Annotated in this window: 17 protein-coding genes and 1 pseudogene; 11 read left to right on the top strand and 7 right to left on the bottom strand. The window is 57.8% G+C overall.

What is annotated here, in order from left to right; all coding sequences use genetic code 11:
* The first annotated feature begins 358 nt into the window (after positions 1–358).
* The 5 genes from CLU84_RS19145 to CLU84_RS21955 all read left to right on the top strand — a co-directional run bounded on the left by CLU84_RS19145 (position 359) and on the right by CLU84_RS21955 (position 6,956).
* Entirely contained in the window at positions 359–2,290 is a 1,932-nt protein-coding gene (locus CLU84_RS19145) for an ATP-dependent endonuclease (RefSeq protein WP_099739441.1), read from the top strand.
* Entirely contained in the window at positions 2,287–4,203 is a 1,917-nt protein-coding gene (locus CLU84_RS19140) for a UvrD-helicase domain-containing protein (RefSeq protein ID WP_099739439.1), read from the top strand. The genes CLU84_RS19145 and CLU84_RS19140 overlap by 4 nt, the downstream gene beginning before the upstream one ends.
* Positions 4,204–4,737: 534 nt before the next feature.
* Positions 4,738–5,454 carry an FHA domain-containing protein gene (locus tag CLU84_RS19135; RefSeq protein WP_099739437.1) on the top strand — a complete coding sequence of 239 codons (717 nt, stop codon included), beginning with the start codon at positions 4,738–4,740 and terminating at the stop codon, positions 5,452–5,454.
* Between the two features lie 180 nt (positions 5,455–5,634).
* On the top strand, positions 5,635–6,189 hold the full coding sequence (locus CLU84_RS19130) for a prepilin-type N-terminal cleavage/methylation domain-containing protein (protein WP_099739435.1): 555 nt from the start codon (positions 5,635–5,637) through the stop codon (positions 6,187–6,189).
* Between the two features lie 44 nt (positions 6,190–6,233).
* Positions 6,234–6,956 carry a hypothetical protein gene (locus CLU84_RS21955; RefSeq protein ID WP_144445478.1) on the top strand — a complete coding sequence of 241 codons (723 nt, stop codon included), beginning with the start codon at positions 6,234–6,236 and terminating at the stop codon, positions 6,954–6,956.
* A gap of 1 nt (position 6,957) precedes the next feature.
* Here CLU84_RS21955 and moaC read toward each other — a convergent pair whose 3' ends face one another.
* Positions 6,958–7,428 (bottom strand): cyclic pyranopterin monophosphate synthase MoaC, encoded by a 471-nt coding sequence (moaC, locus tag CLU84_RS19125; RefSeq protein WP_099739433.1) that lies wholly within the window; start codon positions 7,426–7,428, stop codon positions 6,958–6,960.
* 187 nt (positions 7,429–7,615) lie between these two features.
* Between moaC and CLU84_RS19120 the strand changes: the two genes are divergently transcribed.
* Positions 7,616–9,259: a M48 family metalloprotease gene (locus CLU84_RS19120; RefSeq protein ID WP_369826889.1), complete on the top strand. Its 1,644-nt coding sequence runs from the start codon at positions 7,616–7,618 to the stop codon at positions 9,257–9,259.
* Here CLU84_RS19120 and CLU84_RS19115 read toward each other — a convergent pair.
* The 3 genes and pseudogenes from CLU84_RS19115 to CLU84_RS19105 all read right to left on the bottom strand — a co-directional run bounded on the left by CLU84_RS19115 (position 9,218) and on the right by CLU84_RS19105 (position 11,046).
* Entirely contained in the window at positions 9,218–9,580 is a 363-nt protein-coding gene (locus CLU84_RS19115) for a phage holin family protein (RefSeq protein WP_369826898.1), read from the bottom strand. The two genes, CLU84_RS19120 and CLU84_RS19115, sit on opposite strands and share 42 nt — an antisense overlap.
* Before the next feature lie 104 nt (positions 9,581–9,684).
* The gene (locus tag CLU84_RS19110) at positions 9,685–10,158 is read right to left on the bottom strand and encodes a hypothetical protein (protein WP_099739432.1); all 474 of its coding nucleotides are present in this window, start codon (positions 10,156–10,158) and stop codon (positions 9,685–9,687) included.
* Positions 10,159–10,291: 133 nt separating this feature from the next.
* Positions 10,292–11,046 (bottom strand): annotated as a pseudogene (locus tag CLU84_RS19105) (TerC family protein).
* A 477-nt stretch (positions 11,047–11,523) separates the two neighbouring features.
* Between CLU84_RS19105 and CLU84_RS19100 the strand changes: the two are divergent.
* Positions 11,524–11,946: a DUF3717 domain-containing protein gene (locus CLU84_RS19100; protein WP_099739430.1), complete on the top strand. Its 423-nt coding sequence runs from the start codon at positions 11,524–11,526 to the stop codon at positions 11,944–11,946.
* Positions 11,947–11,956: 10 nt separating this feature from the next.
* Here the strand turns inward: CLU84_RS19100 and CLU84_RS19095 are convergent, their stop codons facing one another.
* On the bottom strand, positions 11,957–12,517 hold the full coding sequence (locus CLU84_RS19095; RefSeq protein WP_099739428.1) for a YaeQ family protein: 561 nt from the start codon (positions 12,515–12,517) through the stop codon (positions 11,957–11,959).
* Between the two features lie 143 nt (positions 12,518–12,660).
* On the bottom strand, positions 12,661–14,040 hold the full coding sequence (gene purB / locus CLU84_RS19090; protein WP_099740056.1) for an adenylosuccinate lyase: 1,380 nt from the start codon (positions 14,038–14,040) through the stop codon (positions 12,661–12,663).
* A 179-nt stretch (positions 14,041–14,219) separates the two neighbouring features.
* On the opposite strand from purB, the gene CLU84_RS19085 reads away from it, so the two are divergent.
* On the top strand, positions 14,220–14,837 hold the full coding sequence (locus tag CLU84_RS19085; RefSeq protein ID WP_099739426.1) for a glutathione S-transferase family protein: 618 nt from the start codon (positions 14,220–14,222) through the stop codon (positions 14,835–14,837).
* Between the two features lie 341 nt (positions 14,838–15,178).
* On the opposite strand, the gene glnE is transcribed toward CLU84_RS19085, so the two are convergent.
* Positions 15,179–17,968: a bifunctional [glutamate--ammonia ligase]-adenylyl-L-tyrosine phosphorylase/[glutamate--ammonia-ligase] adenylyltransferase gene (gene glnE, locus CLU84_RS19080; protein WP_099739424.1), complete on the bottom strand. Its 2,790-nt coding sequence runs from the start codon at positions 17,966–17,968 to the stop codon at positions 15,179–15,181.
* A 183-nt stretch (positions 17,969–18,151) separates the two neighbouring features.
* On the opposite strand from glnE, the gene CLU84_RS19075 reads away from it, so the two are divergent.
* Genes CLU84_RS19075 through CLU84_RS19065 form a run of 3 tightly spaced genes read left to right on the top strand, consistent with a single transcriptional unit; the run spans position 18,152 to position 25,115 of the window.
* Positions 18,152–22,231, top strand: coding sequence for a YhdP family protein (locus CLU84_RS19075; protein WP_099739422.1), 4,080 nt, complete (start codon positions 18,152–18,154; stop codon positions 22,229–22,231).
* The gene (locus CLU84_RS19070; RefSeq protein ID WP_099739420.1) at positions 22,228–23,043 is read left to right on the top strand and encodes a carbon-nitrogen hydrolase family protein; all 816 of its coding nucleotides are present in this window, start codon (positions 22,228–22,230) and stop codon (positions 23,041–23,043) included. Before CLU84_RS19075 ends, CLU84_RS19070 begins: the two co-directional genes overlap by 4 nt.
* Positions 23,040–25,115, top strand: coding sequence for a nitrogen regulation protein NR(II) (locus tag CLU84_RS19065; RefSeq protein WP_099739419.1), 2,076 nt, complete (start codon positions 23,040–23,042; stop codon positions 25,113–25,115). The genes CLU84_RS19070 and CLU84_RS19065 overlap by 4 nt, the downstream gene beginning before the upstream one ends.
* Positions 25,116–25,120 lie beyond the last annotated feature (5 nt).

The raw sequence follows: 25,120 nt of genomic DNA, 5'->3' as shown, positions 1-25,120 counted from the left end.
CGCAGCTTAATTTATAACCATTACTACCACTGTCCCGCAAAATTTTTGTGGCGTGATATCTGTTCCTTTAAAAACAATAACTTGGAAGTGTTTTTTATCTGATTTTTGAAAATGAGATGTCCGAAGGCGCAAAAAACTGATGCAAGGAGTCCACCCTCAGCAGGATGCGTTTTGCGGTTTTTCTCTGGTACAACCCGGCCTGAGAGTTGAGCCATCTTGAACCATGCAGTGCTCCCGAGCAGCTGCTGTACATTGGTTTACTCAGGCGGGTGTACCCAGCATTTAGCTTGCACCCAGTTGGATGGCCAGTAACAGGCCACATCATAAAAATACTCAAGCGCCTACTGAGGGAGACCTAATGCATCTTCAGCGAATCCGTGCCCAGAATTTTCGTGCTTTCGGTGACGGTAAGACCTCTTCGCAGCTAGATTGGAACCTGGCTCCCGGTCTAAATATTCTGATTGGCGAGAACGACGCGGGTAAGACCTCAATCATCGACGCCATCCGCCACGTTCTATGGACTACGAGCTATGAGTTCATTCGGCTGCAGGAGCAAGACTTCCACACGCAGGGCTCAACTCGCGCCCAGTCGATGTTCATCGAGGCTACTCTGGTTGGCTTGAATGCCGACCAAGAAGCAGCGGTACTTGAGTGGCTGACCTACGAAGAAGACGGGACGCGAAGCCTCATCCTTCACCTCCAAGCCCGCTGGATACCTCCACGCGACAACAAGCGAGGCCGCGTTGATGCAATCACTCGCGCAGGTAGAGACGGCAACGGACCAGAAATCGGTAGCGCCATCCGTGAACTGGTACGCGCTACATACTTGCGCCCCCTACGGGATGCCGAGGCTGAACTGAAGCCAGGACGTCAATCGCGGCTCTCACAAATTCTTGGAGCACATAGGAGCATCCAAGGCCAGGAAGAGAACGATTTTGATGCGACGGATGCCGACAAGACTCCCCAAAATTTGGTTGGATTGATGGCGTTTACCCAGCATCACCTTGGCAAACATCCCGTCATCAAGGGTGTTGAGGACGATATCAACCAGAACTACCTGGGGAAGTTTGCCTTTGCGGGCGATACGCTTGAATCGCGTATCCAGATTGCGCCTGATTTGGCCCTTCAACCTGTCCTTGAGAAGTTTGAACTGGGCCTGTTGCCGTCGGCAGGCATTCATCCAGATTTGCGATGTGCACGAGGGCTCGGCTACAACAATGCACTTTTCATGGCCACCGAGCTTGTATTGCTCAGAGATGGGGATGAGCTGGCACTGCTCCTTATCGAAGAGCCCGAAGCACACCTGCATCCTCAGCTGCAGGAGCGAGTACAAGAGCTGTTGGAGCAAACGTCCAACCACCCTCAAGAAGGGAAGCGTCCGGTCCAGGTCATCATGACCACCCACAGCCCATCCCTTGCAGCTGGAGCCAACATCGCTTCGATGACGCTTGTCCACAAAGCCCAAGTGTTTAGCCTGGCGCATGACAAGACGAAGCTGAAGATGAGTGATTACGAATTTCTGCGCCGCTTCCTGGATGCGACCAAGGCTAACCTCTTCTTCGCCAGAGGTGTCGCAATTGTGGAAGGCCCGGCCGAAGCACTGTTGCTGCCTGCTTTGGCTAAGGCCTGCGGCATGTCCTTCTCAAAGCACGGCCTCGCTGTGGTGAACGTCGGTGGTGTCGGGCTGTACCACTACGCGCGGATTCTCCAACGTGCAAAAGAGGATGAGGTCATCCCTATCCCGGTGGCATGCCTGACCGACCGAGATGTCGTTCCCGATACAGCGGTTAAGTACATCAAGAAGCCTGAAAACGGGAAGAAGCGGTTCGAATCTGACTATTCACCCGCTGAGTTGCTGGCTGTGGTGGATGGGAAGGTCAAGCGGGCAGCAGGCGGAAACACCATTGTCTGCGTATCTGACCACTGGACCTTTGAGTACGACTTGGCCCGTTATGGCTGCGCAGAGCTGATGTTTATTGCTATCCAGCTCGCGATAAAGGCAGAGGCCAAAGGCGAAAGCCTGGATGAAAAAGACGAGCTGCTCGCTTTGGCCGAAGCCGAGGTGAAATGGGCAGCGCTCACGTCGACAGCCCCCAATGCAGATGCCCTCGCTTCGGCCATCTATGAGCCACTTGCAGCTGGTAAGGCATCTAAAGCTGTCACTGCGCAATACGCAGCCCACCTTGTCGCGACTGGAAACTATGGGTCCGGTGACCAGCTATTCGCAAAGCTTCCACCGTATTTGCAACATGCACTTAACTGGCTTACAGGAAAGCCTGGTGCAGCATGAGCATCCCTGCCATTACCCCAGACGACCTCGCTGAACTGAAGTCTCTAGCGCCCGGACTCGACTTCACCGACGCTGAGCGCCAAGCAGTATTGTTGGCAACTGGTACTTGGGATATCAATGCAGCACCTGGTAGTGGAAAGACTACTGTCCTTGCCGCCAAGCTCTTGTTGCACGCACGCAAGTGGCCGTATGACCAGCGCGGCATCTGCGTACTCAGTCACACGACGGTCGCTCGTGATGAAATCCAAAAGAGACTAGCGGCGACTCCTGAAGGGGCCCGGCTTCTAGCCTACCCACACTTCATCGGCACCATTCATAGCTTCGTTGACCGCTTCCTGGCTTTACCTGCATTGCGTAGCAGCGGCATTACCGTCGATGTCATCGATGACGATGTGTTCGCCCAAAAAGCCATTGCTCTTGCGATAAAAAACCCCTCAGTGTGGGGATGGGCAAAGAAAAGTGAAGGCGTAAAGCCGATGATTGGAGGCTTGGTTTTCCGAGGACCGGCCCTAGAGCTGCATTCTGAGGAAGGAACCCTTCCGAAAGAGAGTGCAAAGACCTATCCCGTCCTCGCGAACGTCAAAGCTGAACTCACAGCGGCCGGCATCTTCCGATACGCGGATATGTTCGCCATCGCAGAGGCCCAGCTTGCTCAGTACCCCGACATCAAAGAGCATATTTCGCGTAGATTTCCAATGGTCTACATCGATGAAATGCAGGATACGTCCATCGAGCAGGAGGCCTTGCTCGACAAGCTTTTCAATGCATCGGTGCTAGTACAGCGATTCGGTGACGTCAACCAACGCATACTGGGTAGCGGAGCAGACCCATCGAAACTGAGTTTCCCCGGCACAGTCGCACTGCCAATAAGCAGCAGCAAGAGGTTTGGTCCCACTATTGCCTCCGCAGTATCGACCGTAAGGGTTGGCGGTGCAGCGGTCACTGGCGCAGCGGGGGATGTCCACCCGCCCATGCTATTGATGTACGCGGCAGCACGCGTCGCAGATGTGGTCGGGCACTTCGCCCACTGTGTACTCGACAGGTTCGACGATGCCACCCTAGACAAAAGCTCGGTAAAGGCTCTTTGTGCTCGCAAGCAAGGTAACGCCGCAACGCAGGAGCCTGGTCGCACGCTGCTCGATTACTGGCCAGCCTATCTTGAACAATCCAAAGCTGGAGGACGCTCAGAGCGCCTTTGGGCTCTTTTACGTCAACCTTCCGAGGCGAAGCTCAGGGAAGGTTCGATGTACTCGAGGGCAATAGATGTAAAGCGAGCCACGTTACTCGTACTGCGTGCAGTGAAGTCTCCACACATTGAAGGCGTGCGCGACGGCTCTCAATTGGTTCGACGTCTCGCGGACGCGGGACAAGACTCAACCGCTGTCGTTCAGCTATTTCACACTCTGGCTCTTGCGACGGACCTCGATGGCAGTGACGACGGACGGGCCAGAGCAGTAGCTATCTTCTATCAATACTTGCATCCCTTGTTTCCAGCCGGGATGACATTTGCCAAGTTCCAGGCTCTTCCTGTCTTTGCCCCTCCTGAAAAAGAGCCTGAGCAGGAAGTCGACCAGCAGCGTTGCCGTGTCACCAAGGATGGTCGTAGTGTGGAGGTGGAAATTGGCACAGTTGCTTCAATGAAGGGTGAAACCCACCTTGCCACTCTAGTGCTTGAGTCGCTTGGGTATCGAAGCCGCAGGTTTGATTTGCAAGAGGCCCTACCTGTCCTCGCCGGCCTAAATGTTCGTGACCCTAAGATGAAGGAAAGTGTCCTGTCGCAATTTAGAGGCTTATATGTCGGGATGTCCAGGCCCACTAGCTTCTTGTGCCTAGCGGTGAACCAAGCACGCGTATCTGCGGACTGCGTGACCGCACTTCAACAGCAAGGATGGGCGATAGAAGTGCTGGGCTAGCTTGATGCTGTTCAGTGGTTGGCTGTTCTGCTCTGCTTGGTGCGATTTCGTCACCTAGCTAGTGTTGGAACATCCTTCATGGGGCACCTAATCACGCAATGTAAACAACTTGCCAAAAAACGCTTACTTGTTTACATGGGTTAGAGTAAAATTTTACGTAGTCGGCCTTCTGACTAGCTTTCAGAGAGATGTTTACACAAAAGGTGACCTCTGCCCTTTTAAAAAGCTTCAGCGCAGGCTGAATCACTGACAAAAAAGGCCCGCCATTCGTAAGAACGCGGGCCTTGCTGCATCTAGCGGCCTAAGCCGTCAACGCATGGCAGGAAAACCGGCATGTTTTCTGCTTACAGGAGCCCCGTTGAGAAAATCAATCAAAACCCCTGATCCCATCTAATTCATGAAATAAGATGTGATATGCGATAGCGTTTCACCAGCGTTACGATTGGTGACTTTGTGCGCGATCGCACTTACAGTGTGGACGATCCCAGCCAGTGCAGCCAAGTAGAACTTGGCGTTTCCTCAGGAGCTTCGAGCATGCCAACTTTGGTCATCTCAATCGATGGTGCTGTTATCAAGGAAGTGCAGCTCACTAAGGAGCGCACGACCTTGGGTCGTCGTCCATATAACGACATCGTGATCGAAAATCTGGCCGTCAGCGGCGAGCATGCCGTGATCATTCTCGCTGACGGTAAAGTTAGCATCGAAGACCTGCGCAGCACCAATGGCACTTATGTCAATGGCCGAGCCATCCAGAGGCAACCATTGCTCAACGGCGACCTGCTGGACATTGGCCGCTACAAAATTCGCTTTCTGGACACTGTGATTGCCGACCCAGATACCCCCGCTGCCGCGGCTATCAAGAAGGTGCTGGCCCATATTTCTGAAGAAGTGGATAGCGACTACGCCAAACTGGCCTCGCCCTCGGGCTTTGGTGAAATTTCCAGCTTCGCATCCACCATTCAGGGATCCCTCTCCGCACTGCCAGAGCGCCACGCCATGATTCGGATGCTCAGCGGCAGCCTAAAAGGCAAAGAAGTTCCGCTCTTCAAAGTTGTCACTACCCTGGGCAAGCCCGGCGTAGCCATCGCCTCCATCACGCAAAAGCCTCATGGCTTTGTGCTGACCCAGTTGGAAGGTGAAAGTGAGTCACTCAAGCTCAATGGTCAGATCGTCGGCCCTTTGTCTGTGCCGCTGCTCAATGGAGACACCGTAGAACTGGCCGGAAGCTCCATGCGCTTTATCGTGGAGTGAATATCTCTGACATTTGAGCTGACAAAATTGTCATCTTTTCAGTCAGAGGCGCCAGAAATGTTCGCGGTTTTTTGTTGCATGTAGCAAAACATGTCACTTTTTGACTACTCGCAACTAGCGAAAAATTGGCACGCCACTTGCTTAATATAAGCGTTACTTCATTAACCAAGGGATTTTTTTATGAAGCGTTCCATTCAAAAGGGTTTTACCCTGATCGAACTGATGATCGTTGTAGCGATTATCGGTATTCTGGCTGCCGTGGCTCTGCCTGCTTATCAGGATTACATCAAGAAGGCCCGTATGTCGGAAGTGGTGTTGGCAGTCAGCTCCTGCCGTACCACGATTACTGAGAAATTTCAGACTGGCACAGCTGCTCCTGGTGCCGGTGGTTGGGGTTGTGAAACCAAGACTGCGGATGCAGGCAAGGTCTCCAAATTTGTGAATTCTGTTGGTACTAGTGCGGATGGTGTTGCTGTTGCAAAAATCCAAGCAATTGACTCCAATGCTGATGGTCAATTTGTGATTTTGGAGCCTCGCGATAGCACTGGTACAGCATATACTGCTGCTGCAACCATTGGTGCCACCCCAGTTGTGAATGTGCAAGTCAATCAATGGGCCTGTGGTTATTCAGATGCCAAGGTTGCAAAGTTTCTGCCTGGATCCTGTAACGTGAAATTTGCTGCTGATCCTAGTGTGAAGGATGCAGACGGCGCTGCTATTACTGCAGGCAAATAAGTTTTTTAAGGAACCCCTTGGGTAACTCCAAGGGGTTTTTTTTTATGGAATTTTCTTTTCTTACAAAGAAGCATTGCTTTTTACTGTTAGCAGTAGTAATTCTTTTATTTTTTTCAGTTTTTAGTTTATTTGTATTTTATAGTTTTCCATTTAATTTTCTATCTGGAGGAAATGAGAATTTCCTCTTGTTGATATTTTTAATATCAATTTACACTGTATATAATTTTGGAAAATACTTTTATCCAAAAGTAAAAACAGATAAATTATCATTTTTATTTAATAGCGTAATTGTTTTTTTATTTATATTTGTGCTCTTCTGGGGGTGGTTTAAAAGGCCAGTATTATTTGTTTTTGAATATGATAGGTTTAGAGTTGTTAGATACTCAGATGTAAACATAAAAGAATTATCTAAATTCCTTTCTAATTATCATAATGCCTCATATGGGAAACCGTTGAAAGTAGCTCTGAGACCATTCCAGAGTGAGGCAGAGCAACATAAACTAATATTTATGGCTCTAAATGGATATTCGCTGAGTTTTAACCACAATTTGTGGCAACCATATGAGAAATCTTATGATTCGATAAAAAGTGAAGCAAAAAAATGGAAAAACTCTGAAAAAATTAAAAATTATTTTATAAATCAAAATATTAACAATGATGATTTAGGATTTATTCCGGTAATTGATAATAATAAATATTGGGTTGCTAGTATTGATTTAAAAAATGCAGAAATATTAAATTTCTACTCATTTGATCCTTACGAATAATTCAAAGATTGAAATCTGTTTTTCCACCTCGTTTCTCTAAAACCTTGATCTCCTCCATCACCATCCCCTTATCCACAGCCTTGCACATATCGTAAATAGTCAATAAACCGATCTGCACGGCAGTCAGAGCTTCCATTTCCACGCCGGTCTGGCCGTGCAGCTCAACGGTGGCAGTACAGAGGATGGAGCTGGATTCGGGCTGCAACTCAAACTCAACGGCCACGCGGGTCAGGGCTAGAGGGTGGCACAGGGGGATGAGGTCGCTGGTCTTTTTGGCGGCCATGATGGCGGCGATGCGGGCGATGCCCAGCACGTCGCCTTTTTTGGCGGTACCGTTTTGCACAATGGCCAGCGTTTCGGGCTTCATGGTGATGCGGCCTTCGGCCACTGCCACGCGTTGGGTGGCGGGCTTGGCGCCTACGTCGACCATATGGGCCTGGCCTTGGGCATCGAAGTGGGTGAGAGAGGACATGTGGACTTTCCTGTAAGGGCTGCTTGCAAGGGGCAGCTCAAATATCTGGGGTGCACACCAAGGCATGCGGGCTTTACCCCGCTGTAACAGGCCGTCATGCGGCGGTGCGAATCAATCAGGGCATCATAGTGGGGTGTTGAACGGCTGGCAGCTCAGAATCCTGAATGCTGGCAATGTCGTGATTGCCATGCCACTTTTGATGCAAAAATTGCCTAAAGCCCATATCTTAAAAGCGCTGACAGCTTCTGTTTTGATAGCGATTCAGAGTGTCTCTCTGTTGATGTCTCCCGCGTATGCCGCAGCTTTGCCTACGTTGGGCGATGGCGCGTCGTCGCTGACCACGGGTGATGAGCGCCGGCTGGGTGATTCCATCGCCCGCGAGCTGTACCGCGACCCAGACTATCTGGATGACCCGGTGCTGCAGGAGTATGTGGAGGGCATCTGGCTGCATTTGCAGGATGCGGCGCGCAAGAATGGCGAGCTGTCCCCCGAGCTAGAGGAGCGCTTTGCCTGGACGCTGCTCCTGGGCAAGGATAGGCAGGTCAATGCCTTTGCGCTGCCCGGTGGCTATATGGGCGTTTATCTGGGCCTGATCGGTGTGGTGAGTAGCGGGGATGAACTGGCATCGGTCATCGCGCATGAAACCAGCCACATCACTCAGCGCCATATTGCCCGCATGATGGCGCAGCAGGGCAAGCAGACGCCGCTGATGCTGGCTTCCATGTTGCTGGGCGCTCTGGCGGCCACGCGCAGCCCGGATGCGGCCATGGCCATCATGATGGGCGGACCGGCCGCCATGATGCAAAACCAGCTGAATTTCTCACGCTCGATGGAAAGCGAGGCGGACCGCATGGGCTACAGCCTGATGTCGCCCGCTGGCTTTGCGCCCCAGGGTTTTGTGAGCATGTTTGGCAAGCTGCAGCAGGCCAGCCGACTCAATGACAACGGCAGCTGGCCTTATCTGCGCAGCCACCCGCTGACGACGCAGCGTATTGCTGACATGGATGCACGCATTCCACCCGGCAAGCGGGCCGCTGAACCCGCGCCCACGCTGGAGCACGTGATGATGGCCGCACGGGCGCGCGTGATTTCTAATCCCGGAGCCGAGGTACGCCGGCAGTGGGCCACTTTGCCGCGCTCTGGCAGCTTTGCGGGATTGCCGCAGTCCGAGCAGGTCGCGCAGCTGTATGCCGCCACGCTCAGCGCCCTGTATCTGCGCGACTGGGTCATTGCCCGTGAGATGGTGCAGCGCCTGCTGACTGCCACCGCTGGCAATGCGCAGGCGAATATTCAGGCCAAGTGGCTGGATGCCGAGCTGGAGTTCAAGGCTGACAATGCGCAGGCTGCGTTGGCCGCCTTGCCTTTGCAGTCCAGCAAAGCACCTCAAGCCGCACCCAAAGTTACGGCCAGTGGCAATCTGTCGGGGCCGAGTCTGGCAACCATTGATGTGGTCGAGAGTGTGGCCCCGCGCAGGCCTGAGCTGCTGCTCAAGGCGGATATTCTCCTCAAGCTCAATCAGGCAGGCCCGATTGCCAGCCCGCTGCAGACCTGGGTGACAGATCATCCGCGTGATGGCGGGGCATGGCAGATGCTGGCCCGCGTGTGGCGCAGTCAGGGGCAGGAGCTGCGTGCGCTGCGCGCCGAGGCCGAGGCGCAGGTGGCGCATTATGACTATGCGGCAGCGGTGGACCGCTTCAAGGCCGCGCAGGACTTGGCCCGCAAGGCCGGGGCCAGGGTCGATTACTTTGAAGCGTCCATCATCGACACACGTCTGCGTGCCGTGAGTGAATTACTCAGAGAACAGCTGAGCGACAAGGCGATCAATAAGTAGGCCCAGCCCCGAGTAGATCAGCGCGCCCAGCATTGCCGCCCAGAAGCTGGTGACATGAAAGCCGCCCAGCATGCCTGAGGCCATCCAGAACATCAGGCCGTTGACCACTAGCAGGAACAGGCCCACGGTGATGATGGTCACGGGCAGGGTCAGGATGACCAGAATGGGGCGAATGATGGTGTTGAGCAGGCCGATGACCAGCGCAGCAATCATGGCTGAGCCAAAGCTCTGTACCTGCACGCCACTGTAGACATAGGTGAGCCCGAGCAGCGCTGCCGCACAAAGAAGCCATTTGACGAGGATTTTCATGCTGACCAGCATAGCAGCAGGCTGTTTCAGCGGCCTGCGCATGTCTTGAAACGGCATGAAAAAAGCCTTGCGAGGCTTTTGCCGCGCAAGGCTTATATATAGAGCAGTTGAAGCTCTTAAATCGAGAGCGAATCGTCGATGACAAAGCCCATCATGGCGGCAATAGCTGCCATGGTGCCAGGCAGATTCCAGCGGTTACCTGTGGCAGCAGTTTGTGCGCCTTGCTTGACTGGAGCGGCTTGCATCACATCTTGCTTGGGGCGGCGTGCATCGATGATTTGTGCGGCGCCGTGTTCCTGTTGCAGCTCGGCAACCAGCTCAGTCAGCGGGCCTTTGGCCAGCACAGGAGTGACTTTGCCACCGGCAGTCGCCATCACAGGCATCAGGGCTGTAAACAGCTTGTCTGCCCATTTGCCACGCCAGTTTTCGCGGGCGCGGTGGCTGACCCACTTGCTCACTCGATGGGTCATGCGCGGAGCACAGGCCACCAGCAACCAGTGGGAGGAAGCCGCCTGGCTAGACCCCGCCAGTGCCTCGAGCATTGGCTGGGCGTATGTGGCGTCATCCACGTAAACAATGATGGGGTTCAAAGTGCGTCCTAACTGGAACGAAGGTTGAAGGATGCGGCATATCTGCAGAGATATGCCGACTTGATGAGTTTGTGATTCGTGAAGATGCAGACAGTTCCGCAGAGCTTCACGAATTTTTCAGGCGTTTACTGAATTAGTGAGCAGCAGGTGCTGGGCGGCGGCTGGCAATGAACTTGCCCAGAGCCAGCACCAGCAGTGCACCACCGATGTGAGCGGACCAGTACAGGGTCTTGGAGATTTCAGCCAGACCTTGTGCATCGGTCGTGCCCAGCTTGGGCATCCACAGCCACTTTTCAGTGTTCACGAAGACGGGGTCGGTCACGAACATGCCGCCTGCAATCCAGCCCAGCAGCATGCCGCCGGCCACGATGATCATGGGGAAGCGCTCCATCAGCTTGATAACCAGCTGCGAGCCCCAGACGATGATGGGCACCGAGATCAGCAGACCCAGCACGATCAGCAGCATCTGGTGTTCGCCCGAGCTTTGTGCGGCGCCAGCAATGGCGATCACGTTGTCAACTGACATGACCAGGTCGGCAACGATGATGGTCTTGATGGCTGCAAACAGACGGTCGCTGCCTTCAATGTTGTCGTGACCTTCGTCATCAGGAGCAATCAGCTTGATACCGATCCAGATCAGCAGGATGGCGCCCACAACCTTCAAGAACGGCAGGGCCAGGAGCACCATGGCAAAGGCGATCAGGATGATTCGCAGCACGATGGCACCTGCGGTACCGTAGATGATGCCCTTGCGGCGTTGCTCGGGGGTAGCTTGCGGCAGGCCAGAGCGATAACGACTGCGTTATCGCCGCCCAGCAAGATGTCGATGATGATGATCTGGCCCAGCGCGATCCAGAAGGGCGTGTGGGTTAGAAAGTCCAAGTCCATGTGTTGTTTTCCTCGTTGTCCAATGTATCGGAGCTAGCGTGGGGTGAACACCCCACTTGCCACCGCTGCCAATTGACCGTTGCGACGTAAGTCAAGGAGCTATCCGGGCGAGGAAAAACCTGGCTCGGGGAGTCACTTTGATCGACCGTCACGGGTCCATCAAAGGTCTTGCTCAACTGCAGCATGACTGCAATCCGAATGGCCGGAAGCGTGAAGCTTCGTATTGACGACCAGTTCGCTGCCAGCACCCTATTGCGGTTCTGACTGAGCTACTCCCCTTCGAAGCATGGGATTTCAACACAGCGGGCAGGTGAAGGCAAGCCTCAAAACCCAGGTAGTTCACAGGTTTTATAAATTGAATGGCTTTCGCAGCCATTGCTACGGGCCATTTACTTGCTATCGCAACAGGAGCAACCTTGCCGGGGCAAGTCATGGGGCTGCGGCTTATGATTCCTGCGTCCAAGCGTTTTCCCCCTCATGACCGCCATTCACATCACCGACATCGAAGCTGCCATCAACTACTGGCGAGGTCGCGCCCCATCACCCGATGGCGTGCTGCTGGCACCCGAGGTGCGTGCGCTGGCCGAGGTGTATGCGCTGATGATTCATGCACGCGAGCATGAGGTGGCGGTGGAAGGCTTTCCGACCTATGCCATGGCGGCCTGGCTGGTCTGGTTTGACGCCATGCCCGATACGCCTTGTATTGCCATCTGCTCCACCAGTCAGGGCGATGAAAAATGCAAGGGCTGCGGCCGCAGCTTTGATGAGGTGCAGCTGTGGACGGCGATGGAGCCTGCAGACAAGCGTGCCGTGTGGAGGCGCATCACGATCGAGGGTGATTCCTGGCGTTTTAACCGCTACGCCGAGCGCGCCGCAGAGCGACGCGGTCAAAGCTTTTAGGCCGAGGCGTTTACTTCCAGCGAACAGGCTCGACAAACACCATGCCCAGATTGCTGGACAGGGTCAGCTGGCCTTCCTGAATCGTGGCTTGCAGCTGCATGCTGCGCTCGGCCAGAGAGCCCAGTTGCTGGGCGATTTCGGAGTCGATGTAGTGAATTTCGAGCTTGCTCTGGCGCGCCAGCTTGCCTTCCAGGCCTTTCCACCAGATGTGGGCGGCGTGGTTAAACGGGTAGACCAGCATGTGGTCGGACTTGTTGCAGGCCTTGGTGATGGGCTTTTCGTCGGGCTGGCCGACTTCGATCCACAGACGCTTTTGGCCGGTGTAATCGGTGATGTGCACATCGGGATCATCCGGGTCGGACAGGCCAATGCCAAAGCCCAGCGTGCCGTCGCCGTTGCACAGGTCTTGCAGCTTCCAGGCGTTGAGCGCCAGGGCGACCAGGCGGACCATCATGCGGTCGTCGGTCTCGCTGGGGTGGCGGGCCAGCGTCATGTTGTGGTCGGCGTAGTAGCCGTGGTCAATGTCGGCAATCGACAGATTGACTTTGAAAATGGTGGACTTGATGGCCATGGCGGTGAGCAGTGCTGCCCGCAGGCAGTCCTTTTTAAACTATCAAAAACAAGAGCTGCCAGCGCCAGTTAATCTTGGCTTTGGCAGCTCTTTGATGCTGAAGTGCTTTTTTATCAAGCGCTAGCAGCTATCTTTTTTACGACTTAGACGCGCTTGGCCAGCTCGGCAGCCTTGCCGATGTAGGAAGCAGGGGTCATGGCCAGCAGGCGATCCTTGTCGGCCTGAGGAATTTCCAGACCGTTGATCAGGCGGTGCAGATCTTCGGCCTGCACGGTCTTGCCACGGGTCACTTCCTTGAGCTTCTCGTAAGCGCCTTGCACGCCATAACGGCGCATCACGGTCTGGATAGGCTCGGCCAGCACTTCCCAGGCGTGGTTCAGGTCGTCCTGCAGGCGCTCTTCGTTGAGTTCCAGCTTGTTCAGGCCGGTCATCAGCGAGGCGTAGGCGAGGGTGGTGTAGCCGAAGGCCACGCCGATGTTGCGCAGCACGGTGGAGTCGGTCAGGTCACGCTGCCAGCGGCTGATCGGCAGCTTTTCTGCCAGGTGCTTGAGCATGGCGTTGGCCATGCCCAGGTTGCCTTCGCAGTTCTCGAAGTCGATGGGGTTGACCTTGTGCGGCATGGTGGACGAGCCGATTTCGCCAGCCTTCAGGCGCTGCTTGAAGAAGCCCAGGGACACATAGCCCCAGATGTCGCGCGACAGGTCGATCAGGATGGTGTTGGTGCGGGCCATGGCATCAAACAGCTCGGCCATGTAGTCATGGGGCTCAATCTGGATGGAATAAGGCTGGAAGTTGATGCCCAGGCCCTTGGGCTCGGCGGATTCCACCACGTTCTGGCTGAAGGTTTCCCAGTCGAACTCGGGCCAGGCCGACAGGTGGGCGTTGTAGTTGCCCACGGCGCCGTTCATCTTGCCCAGGATCTTCACGCCGGCGATGTTGGCAGCGGCCTTTTGCAGGCGCACGACCACATTGGCCAGTTCCTTGCCCACGGTGGTGGGAGAGGCGGTCTGGCCGTGCGTGCGGCTCAGCATGGGCACGTCGGCGTACAAATGGGCCATATCGCGTAGTTTGGCGATGATGCCTTCCACGGCGGGCAGCAGCACGGTGTCACGGCCGACGCGGATTTGTAGAGCGTGGCTGGTGTTGTTGATGTCTTCGCTGGTGCAAGCAAAGTGCACGAACTCGGCAGCGGCTTGCAGTTCGGCGCGGCCGTCAAACTTGGCCTTGATCCAGTACTCCACGGCCTTCACGTCGTGGTTGGTGGTCTTTTCGATGGCCTTGATGGCATCGGCATCGGCTTCGGAGAAGTTGGCAACCAGGGCGTGCAGATAGTCACGCGACTCGGCGGACAGGGGGGCGAACTCGGCAAAGCCGGCATCCGACAGGGCGATGAACCAGGTCACCTCCACCTGAACACGGCGGTGCATATAGCCGTATTCGCTCATGATGGGACGCAGGGCAGACAGCTTGGCGGCGTAGCGGCCGTCCAGCGGAGAAATGGCGGTGAGGGAGGACAGGTTCATGGTGGCGCAATTGTAGGTGCGCGGCATCAGTCGCACGCGGTGCTGGGTTGCTCGGCTGCCATGGCTGTGGTGCTGGTAACAGAGGCTGGAGCTGCTCAAACGGCATATGGGCTGCGCATAGAATCGACCTCATCACCCGGCCCGGCGGCCGGAACCTTATGTGCGATGGAATAGCTGCTATGAAACTGATCGGCTCCACTACCAGCCCCTATGTGCGCAAAGCTCGCGTTGTGCTGGCCGAAAAGAAGCTCGACTATCAATTTGTCGAAGAGAACCCCTGGGAAGTGGAACTCTCGCCCGGCACTGGCAACCCGCTGGGCAAGGTGCCGCGTCTCGTGATGGAGGGCACGGAGGCCATGTTCGACTCGCGCGTCATCGTCGAATATCTGGACACTCTCTCGCCCGTGGGCAAGCTGATTCCGGGCTCGGGCCGTGAGCGCGCCGAGGTTAAAACCTGGGAAGCGCTGGCCGACGGCATGCTGGATGCCGCCATTTTGATGCGGCTGGAGGCGACCTGGCCCGGTCGCACCGAGGAGCAGCGCAGCCAAGCCTGGATGGACCGCCAGATGGACAAGGTCAAGGCGGCGCTCAAGGTGATGTCTCAGGGCTTGGGTGAGAAGCCGTTTTGCTGCGGCGGCACGCATTTGACGCTGGCCGACATCAGCGTCTGCTGTGCTTTGGCCTGGCTGGATTTCCGCTTCCCCGAGCTGGACTGGCGCACTGATCACCCGAATCTGAACACCTTGCTGACCAAGCTGGCGGCGCGGCCCAGTTTTGTGAATACCGTTCCCCATTGAGCATTGAGCGCAGCCAAAGAAAAAGGCCACTTGTCAGTGGCCTTTTTGCTGCGGAATAAAAAAGCTGCGAAGCATCCCGAAACGAATTAAGAGAGGGAGGGAGGAGAAGCGCTCCGGGGATTCTCAATGGGCAGACCCAAGGGCTTCGCAACTGGAAATGGGTGGATGCAGACCTTTTAACTTCATTGCACTTGTCTATCAGATGAGACACTGTTGCAGAAGTTCCAGCCCCGGTGGGTTTCATTTTTGTAACAGTTTGACGCTGGCTGTAGGTTTTTTTTGACGAAGTCTGCCAGCACGCTGAAAAAAAGCACTCACACCCCTCCAGTCTCCTTGCTTTTCTACGTGGGCTGCGTGGCGGCCTCACCGCGAAAGACGGTATTCCAGAGCTTGAGTACCGCTTCGCGCTGGGTTTTGGCCAGCTCTGGCTCCAGCTGGCCGGATCGCTCGTCGAGCCGGGCTACGTGCTGCAGACGACGTAGCTCTCGGTAGGCCTTGGCGGCTTCATAACCCACGGTTTTGGGCAGCAGGCCCGCATCTTCGGCGCGTTGCAGCAGGGCGATGTTTCCGACGTTGGCAATCAGCTCTGGGTGAGAGCCAGACTGTGACAGCACCAGGTACTGCACGGCAAATTCCGCATCCACCATACCGCCGGGGCTGTGCTTCACATCAAACAGGCCGCCGCGTACCGAATGGGCGCTGCGCACGCGTTCGCGCATGGTTTCAATTTCACCGCGCAGGGCGACCGGGTCGCGCGGGGCGGTGATGACGGCCTCGCGCACAGCGTCAAAGCGCTGGTGCAGGTGCAGATCGGTAACGGGCTCGCCTGCGGGCGAGGGGAAATCTCGGCTGCCCAGCACAAAGCGGGCGCGGGTCATGGCCTGGTGCTCCCAGGTCCAGGCGGTGTTGCTGCCGCGCTGCTGCTGGTAGTTGGCATAGGACTCGAAGCTGCTCACCAGCAGGCCCGAGTTGCCGTTGGGGCGCAGGGCGGTGTCAATCTCGAACAGGTCGCCTTCGCCGGTTTTGACGGTCAGCCAGTTGATGAGCTTGCGCACATAGGCCGCATAGACCTCGGGCGCGCGATCATCGTCGTCATCAAACACAAAGACGATGTCCAGATCACTGCCGTAGCCCAGCTCTTTGCCGCCCAGCTTGCCGTAGCCGACGATGCCAAAACGTGGCGTATCGCGGTGACGGTTCTTAAGGCGTGCCCAGCACCACTGGGCGGTGATGCGCAGCACGCTGTCGGCCAGGGCGCTCATATCGTCAGCGACCTGTTCTACGGTGATGCGGCCTTCGATATCGCGTGCCAGAGTGCGAAAGACTTCCGCATGGTGGGCGCGGCGCAGCAAGTTGAGCAGGGTTTCGTCATCATCTTCGCCCGTGGACTGCAGCGCGGCCAGGCGCATGCTGAGCTCGCGTTCGAAGTCGGCTGCCACAAAGCGCTCTTTCAGAATGGCGTCGCTGGCCAGTTCATCAATCACGCCGGGGTGTTGCTGGAGGTAGCGTGCAGGCCAGCGTGCTGCACCCAAAAGGTGTAGCAATCTTTCGTGCACTGCCGGGCGCTCCAGCAATAAAGCCAAATAACTTTCACGGCGCAGCAAGGGCTCCAGCCATTGCATGAAACGCTTGGCAGCTTCTACGCTGGCCTGACCACTTTCCAGCCATTGCGCGGTGCGCTCTACCAGCCGGAACAGGCGGGCGCGGGTTTCATCGCGCAGGCCGTTGATGCGAGCGTTATTGCGCCAGTCCGCCACCTGGCCAGCCAGCACCGGGGGCAGGGCTTCAATCAGGTCTTCAATGTCTCTGGGCGTGTTGCCGCTGGCAGCTGTCTTGGCGCTGCCGCAGCTGCCTTTGCTGCATTGCTGGGAATCGCCGCCGAGCAGGGTATCGAACTCCTGGGCCACCAGTTCGCGGTGCTCGTCGAGCTGGTGCAAAAAGCCCCGGACATCGGTAAAGCCCAGAGTGCGGGCAATCCACAGCAGATCATCGTCACGCGTGGGCAGCACATGGGTCTGCTGGTCGTCCAGGTATTGAATGCGGTGCTCTACCTGGCGCAAAAAGATGTAGGCACGGGCCAGAGCATCAGCGATTTCGCTGCTCATCAGGTTGGCGCGGTCTAGTCGCTCCAGCGCTTCGAGTGTGGGGCGGCAACGCAGTTCAGGGAACTGGCCACCGCGCACCACCTGCAGCAGTTGCACGATGAACTCGATTTCGCGGATACCGCCGCGTGACAGTTTCACGTCATTGGCGCGCTCTGGGTGACCGGCGCTGCGCTTGGCGGCATGGTCGCGAATCTGGCGATGCAGAATGCGCAGCGAATCAAACACCGCGTAGTCGAGGTAGCGGCGGAACACAAAGGGCAGAACCACGCTGCGCAGGGCTTGCACATTGGGCGTCTGAACATCGGCCAGCGGCGCGACGATGCGGCTTTTGAGCCAGGCAAAGCGCTCCCATTCGCGCCCGTGAATCTGCAGATATTCCTCCAGCGATGCCAGAGAAACCGCAGGTGCGCCCGAGTTGCCATTGGGCCGCAGGGCTAGGTCGACACGAAAGACAAAGCCGTGCTCGGTGGTGTCGCCGATCAGGCCGTAGATGCCTTTAACGGCACGGCCAAAGTATTCGTGGTTGGAGAGCACGCCCCGGCCATCGGGCTGACCGGCGGTTTCGCCGTCATGCTCGTAGACGTAGATCAGGTCGATGTCGCTGGAGACATTGAGCTCGCGCGCGCCCAGCTTGCCCATGCCAATTACCCAGAACTGTACGGGCTGGCCTGCGGGGCCTTGCGGTGCGCCGTGGCGTGCGTCGAGTTCTGCGCGCACCTGAGTGCATGCACGGTCTAAAGCCAGCTCAGCCAGCTCAGTGACAGCGCGGGTTACTACAGAAAGAGGAGCATTTTGTTCACAGTCCAGAGCAATGATGCGATCCATCACCAGCTGGCGCAGCACGCGCAGAGCCGCCGGCAGATCCAGGCCCCGCGATTGCAGCGTGGCCAGGGCCTGCTCCATCAGAGGGCGAACAGGTGTGCCGGGGGGCAAGGCGTCAAACCAGTTTTCGTAACGGCGGTGAAGGCGCTGGACAAAGCGCGAGTACTGAGCCGGGGAAGAAACATTGAGGGCGTTTTCTGCCATGGTTTGCTCTGAGGACTGCATGCGGACCGTAAAAAATGGTGTCAGGCAGGCAGGTAATCAGCTCGGCAACGTATGGTTACCGTCACGTGCGCGGAGGCGCCGGTCATAATTCCTGCCATTGCTAGGCTACCGATGATCGAACCGAAACCACTCCCATCTCGCCAAATCCATAGGCTGGCCAGCATGGCACGGTGGTCATTAGGACTGGTCCTGAGCCTGTGGCTTTTGCTGGCCACCGTGTGGGGGGTACTCCATTTCTGGATTGTGCCGCGAATCGGAGAGTGGCGTCCCGAGCTCGAAACCCTGGCCTCACGTACGCTGGGTGTACCGGTCTCCATTGGTTCTCTGAGCGCCTACAGCTCCGGGCTGGTACCTACTTTTGAGCTGGGTGATGTGACCCTGCACGATCCTGCCAGCCAAAATGAGGCCTTGCGTTTGCCCAAGGTGGTGGTGGCGGTGACTGCCCACTCGTTAATGACCCTTGGTGTTGAGCAGATTTATATAGAAGGCCCGGATCTGACGGTGCGACGCGCGGCGGACGGGCAGATTTTTGTGGCCGGTATTGCCGTGGCCTCAGACCCCAAGCAGGGCGCGGACTCAGACTGGATTTTTTCCCAGCCCGAAATCGCCATTCGCCACGGCAAGCTGCAGTGGGTGGATGAGATGCTGGGGGCTCCGCCATTGCAGTTGCAGGATGTGGACCTGGTGATGCGCAACAAGCGCTGGAGCCATTCGCTGCGCTTTGATGCGACGCCGCCAGAGGACTGGGGCCAGCGTTTTACGGCCATGGGCAGCTTCAAGGAGCCGCTGCTGTCGGTGCATGAAGGGCGGCTGGAGCGCTGGAGTGGTCAGGCCTATCTGGACTTGCCGCACATCGACTTGTCGCAACTGGGTCAGTACCTGGACCGGCAGGACTGGAAGCTGCAGCAGGGCAATGGTTCTGTGCGCGCCTGGGTCGATTTGACCCGTGGCCAGCCTGTGGGCGGGGTGGCGGATGTGGCAGTGCAGCAGCTGCAGCTGCAGTGGAAGGACAAGCCCGAGCCGCTGGCGTTGCAGGCCTTGCAAGGGCGTCTGCGCGCCACGGATCAGAACGGCTATCAGTTTTCAGTACAGGGATTGAAGTTCACCGCTGATGACGGCCTGCACTGGCCCAAGGGTGACTTCAGTCTGAACTACACCCCTGCCGGGGCGGCAGAGCAGGGCGCTCAGGGTGAGCATGGCGATGTGCAGGCCGACGGTATTGATCTGGCCATTGCCGCGCAGATGTTGCAGCGCCTGCCAGTCCCAGAAGCGGTGCAGACCCAGGTCAAGGCGCTGGCACCGGCCGGGCAGCTCAGTGACCTCAAGCTCTCATGGCGCGGGCCGCTGCAGCAGCTGGCGCAGTACAAGGCCTCGGGCCAGTTTGCGCAGCTGGCTTTGCACTCGCAAGTGTCGCCAGATGGGCCGGATCATCTGGGCATTCCGGGCTTCAGGGGCTTGAGCGGCAAGTTCACGCTGGACCAGGATAGAGGCGAGGCGACGCTGGCCAAAACGCCCGGTGCCGGGCAGGCCATGATGAGTTTCCCCGGGGTGTTTGAAGACCCCGATGTGCCCTTTGATCAGCTGGAGAGCACGGTGCGCTGGGAGATCAAGGACAAGGGCCAGACCATCAAGGTGCAGGTGCCCAGACTGCGCTTTGCCAATGAAGATACGGCGGGGCAGGCGCAGGCCAGCTGGCAGACAGGCGCAGGCACCAAAGAGCAGCCGCGCTTTCCAGGGCTGCTGGATTTGCAGGGGCAGCTGAGCCGCGGCAAGGGTGAGCGCATCTACCGCTACCTACCCAAGGAGTTGGGCAGCGATGCGCTGCGTTATGTGCGCGAGGCCATTACTTCAGGCCAGGCCAGCGTGGTGAATTTCCGCGTCAAGGGCGAGCTGGAGCAGATACCGTTTGAAAAGACTGGCAAGGGCGACTTTCACATCAGCGCGCAGGTGCATGACGTCAATTACCAGTTTGTGCCCAGCTACCTTCTCAACCCCGGTGAAAAACCGTGGCCACCGCTGACCAAACTCTCTGGCGAGCTGGTGTTTGATCGCAACTCCATGCAGGTGCGCAAGGCCAAAGGCTTTCTTGGCAACACCCCCATTGTGGTGGATGAGGCGCAGGCCGGTGTGGCCGACTGGAACAAGACCGAAGTCGAGGTCAATGCCAAGGCCCATGGTGCTTTGAGTGACATGCTGAATGTGGTTCAAAGCTCCGCCCTGTCTGCGCTAACAGCTCATGTTTTAGATAGTAGTCGTGCTACAGGCAATGCCAAGCTCAACCTCAAGCTGCATCTGCCCACCATGCATATGGAGCGCAGCACGGTGCACGGCGAAGTCACTCTGGCGGGCAATACCTTGCAGCTCATGCCCGATGTGCCTGTGCTCAGTCAGGCGCGCGGCAGCGTGCTGTTCTCCGAAACAGGTTTTCAGCTTCAGGGCGTGCAGGCCAAGGCGCTGGGTGGCGATGTACGCATTGAGGGCGGCATGAAGCCCGCAGCGGATACGGCAACGCCTCAGGTGCAGGTGCGTGTGGATGGCGTGGCCACGGCGCAGGGCCTGCGCGATGCCAAAGAGATGAGCGAGCTGTCGGCACTGGCGCAGCACCTGCAGGGACAGGCGCGTTATGGCGTGCAGATCAAGGTTTTGCACAGCGTGCCTGAAGTCAGCGTGCAAACTGACTTGCAAGGCATGGCCGTGCAATTGCCTGCGCCGCTTGGCAAAGCTGCAGACAGCGCCTTGCCTTTGCGCGTTAACCGCATCGTCCCGCCCGTGGCCAAGCCGTTGACCGATCAGATCAGCGTGCAATGGAGCAGCCACGCAGCCGCCCTGCTGGAGCGAGATATCAGCGGCGAGCAAAATCGCATCACGCGCGGCAGCCTGGAGCTGCTGGAGTCTGGCAAGGCGGAAGTCAGCCTGCCGCCATCGGGCATACGTGCCAACGTGCAGGTGCCGGTGCTTGACCTCGATGCCTGGAGCCGTCTGTTGCCGGAAGACAAAGAGCCCGTAGCCGGTGCGGCGGCGAGTATGGGAGATGAGGCTTGGCGCCAGTTTTTGCCGCAGCAGCTGACGCTGAAGGCTCAGGAAGTCAGGCTCCACGGTCGGTCGCTGCACGATGCATCGCTGCAGCTCACCCATGCCAACAAGGTCTGGGTCAATCAGATTCAGGCGCGCGAGCTGGCGGGCCGTGTGGAGTACCGCGAGCCATCCACGCAGGAGCCGGGCGGGTTGGTCATCGCTAAGCTCTCGCGTCTGACGATTCCCGATGGGCCTGACGAGGGGCTGGATGCCGCTGCAACCCAGGTCAGCGATGTGCGTGAGCTGCCTGCCTTGCAGGTCAGCGTGGATGATTTTCAGCTGGGCAAGCGCTCGCTGGGCAGTCTGGATGTGGTGGCGCGTAACCACTGGCTTTCTATCGGGCCGGGGCTGCGCGAGTGGCAGCTGTCGCGTTTCAATATCAGCACCCCCGAAGCGACTCTGACAGCGCAAGGCTCATGGGGCACGCGCAGCAGCGATAAAAAACATCCGGGCCAGACGCGGCTGCAGTTCCAGCTCAACCTGCGTGATGTGGGCAAGCTGCTCAATCGCTTTGACATGCCCGGCGTGGTGGCCAATGGTCAGGGTGATCTGCAAGGGGAGATCAGCTGGACGGGATCGCCTGTGACGCCGGTCTTCAAGACCATGTCCGGTGCCTTGCACCTTGAGGTGCAGAAGGGCCAATTTCTCAAGGCTGACCCCGGGCTGGCCAAGCTGCTGGGAGTGCTGAGTCTGCAGTCCCTGCCAAGGCGGCTGACGCTGGATTTCCGCGATGTGTTTCGCAATGGCTTCTCGTTTGACTTCATGAGGGGCGACGTCACCATTGAGCGCGGTATTGCCAAGACGAATAATATGCAGATGAAGGGTGTGAACGCCGCCGTGCTGATGGAGGGTTCGGCCGATATCGACAAGGAAACGCAGGACCTGCATGTGGTGGTGGTGCCCGAGATCAATGCACTGACAGCCTCGCTGGTGGCCACGGCCATCAACCCGGTGGTGGGACTGGGCAGCTTTTTGGCGCAGATGATTTTGCGCGGGCCGCTGATTGCTGCAACCACCAAGGAATTCCGCATTCACGGCAGCTGGGAAGACCCGCAAGTAACGGAGATGCCACGCCGCAGCGTGCCCAAGTCCGGCCCGGCCACAGAGCCTGCGGCCAGTGATGCAGGCAAGGAATCTGTCCCCGCAACCTCACAGGAAAAACCATGAAAATTGCCGCCCTGCAAATGGTCTCCGGCCTGAATGTGGCCACCAATCTGGCACAGGCACGCAGCCTGATGCAGCAGGCCGCAGCGCTGGGCGCTGAGCTAGTGGTGCTGCCCGAGTATTTTTGCGGCATGGGCGCCAGGGATACGGACAAGCTGGCGTACCGCGAAGTCTTTGGCCAGGGGCCGATTCAGGCCTTCCTGGCACAGGCCGCCAAAGAACTGCAGCGATGGGTGGTGGCAGGCACGCTGCCGTTGGCGGCTGATGACGATCAGCATGTGCTCAACAGCAGTCTGGTCTATGCGCCCAGCGGTGAGTGCGTGGCGCGCTACGACAAGATTCATCTCTTCCAGTTCGACAACGGGCGAGAGAGTTACACCGAGGCTGCCGTGGTGCAGGCCGGGCAGCAGCCCGTGGTTTGTGACATACAGACCAAAAGTGGTGAAACCTGGCGTCTGGGCTTGAGTGTCTGCTATGACCTTCGCTTTCCTGAGCTGTACCGCGCCCTCAGCGCGCAGGGCGCTGATTTGCTGCTGGTGCCCAGCGCCTTTACCCACACCACGGGCCAGGCGCACTGGGAAGTGCTGCTGCGCGCCCGGGCCATTGAAAACCTGGCCTATGTGCTGGCACCGGGGCAAGGCGGCGTGCATGAAAACGGCCGCCGAACCTGGGGTCATAGCCTGCTGATTGATCCCTGGGGCGAGGTGCAGGCGCTGCAGGCCAGCGGTACTGGCGTGGTGCTGGGTGAACTGAGCCGCGACCGCCTGCAGCAAGTGAGACAACAATTACCGGCTTTGACCCATCGCGTGCTGTGACTGAATCGCTGAACTCCACTCTTGACGAACTGCCCGAGGACCACCCCGCCCATTGGCCCTGGCGGCGCTGGCGTATGGCCTGGAAGCGCTGGTCGCTATGGACTTTGTTGGTGGCGCTGGTGGTCAGCATGCTGGTCACCATGGTGTGGCTGGCCGGGCGCTATGAAGCATCTCAGGTGCAGGAAAAGCTGGAGCGCGATACCGCCAATGCGGTGGGCGACATTCGCGCAGCGCTGGGCCGCAATCTGCAGGACTTGCTGGCGCTGAACGCACACAGCAGCAACCATGCCGCATGGCGGGCGCGTGCGGCTGATCTGCTGCAGCAGCGCCGGGACTTGATGCGCATTGAATGGCGCAGCGAGAGCATAGGCATGATTGAGCATGCCGAAACACCTTATCGCACCTTGCTGCTGGAAGAAGAAAACCATGCGCTGGAACTGCACTCCAGCGAAGCGCTGATCTGCTCTCAGGCGCGGCGCGCCAATGGGCCTTCGTACTCTGCGAGCAAGTTTCAGCTGCTGGGTGAAGGGCTAGGCACGGAGACCATGCAGGTCTGCATGCCGCTGACGGAAAACGGCCATGTGGTTGGCTTTGTGCTGGGTACGTACAGCCTGCAGGGCATTCTGATGACTCAGGTCGCCAAGTCCTTGCCGCGCACTCAGGAGGTGTCATTTACCGAGCCTGATGGCACCCGTCTGGCCATGGTGGGTGCGGCGTGGCGTGGCTCGCGCATGTTTACGGCCCAGCAACTGCTGGACTTGCCCGGCAACACGCTGGTGCTGCGCATGGACAGCTGGCATCACGCGCCCAGCGTGTTCCCCAATGTCATGACGGCGCTGGTCACGGCCATGTCTATTGCGTTGATTTCGGTGGTGGTGGTGCTGGTGCGCGACAACCGCCGCCGTCTGCGCGCCGAGCGCGATCTGGGCGATGCGCTGGCGTTTCGCAAGGCCATGGAAGACTCCCTGGTCACAGGCATGCGGGCGCGTGATCTGCAGGGCCGCATCACCTATGTGAATCCAGCCTTTTGCAATATGGTGGGTTTTACCGCCAAAGAATTGCTGGGGCTGAATGTGGCACCTTACTGGCCGCCAGAGCTGGCGCAGGAGTATGTGAGTCGGCGCGATCAGCGGCTTGCAGGCTTGCTGCCCATCCCTCGTCAGGGCCATGAGAGCGTTTTCATGCGCAAGAACGGATCGCGCTTTCCGGTGCTGATTTTTGAAGCACCCTTGATTACGGCTCAGGGCCAGCACACGGGCTGGATGAGTGCCTTCATCGACATCAGCGAGCAGCGCCGCATGGAGGAAGTCTCGCGCGCCTCGCATGAGCGTCTGCAGGCCACGGCCCGCCTGGCCACAGTGGGCGAGATGGCATCCATGCTCAGCCACGAGCTGACGCAACCGCTGGCCGCCATATCCAGCTATGCCACGGGCTCGCTCAATATTCTGGCGCATGAGACTGCAGGCCCGGGGGGTGAGAGCCTCAAGGACTTGCGCATGGCCATGGAGCGCATCAGCGTTCAGGCCGACCGTGCGGGAAAGGTCATCAAGAGCGTGCGCGACTTTGTGCGCCGGCGCGATAAATCCAGAGAAACCGTGCAGCCCATTGAACTGATTGATGCCGTCATGCCGCTGGTTTATCTGCAGGCGCACAAACTCCATGTGACGGTTCAGCTGGAGCTGGAGCCCGAGCTGCCTGGCGTGCTCTGCGATGCCACCATGGTTGAGCAGGTGCTGCTCAATCTGGCGCGCAACGGCATGCAGGCCATGGATGTTCCGTGCCTGAAGGACCGTGTTCTGACTCTGAGAGTCAGGCGCAGTTCTGAGGGGGATAACGGGCGTTGGGTAGAATTTTCCGTCATGGACTGTGGATCGGGCATTTCTGAAGAAGTCGCCGAGCTGCTGTTCACCCCCTTCTTCACCACCCGTTCGGAAGGCATGGGCCTGGGCCTGAGCCTGTGCCGAACGGTGGTTGAGCAACATGGCGGTCATCTTGATTACCGCCCGCACCTTCCACAGGGCACGGAATTTGTCTTCGCGCTTCCGTCTCATTGGGAACCCACAGAAAACTAGGCATC

The sequence above is a fragment of the Comamonas sp. 26 genome (genome assembly GCF_002754475.1).
In the GTDB taxonomy this organism is placed as follows: domain Bacteria; phylum Pseudomonadota; class Gammaproteobacteria; order Burkholderiales; family Burkholderiaceae_C; genus Comamonas.
The sequence above is the reverse complement of the archived record's forward strand: the minus strand, read 5'-3'. Positions and strand labels throughout refer to the sequence as shown.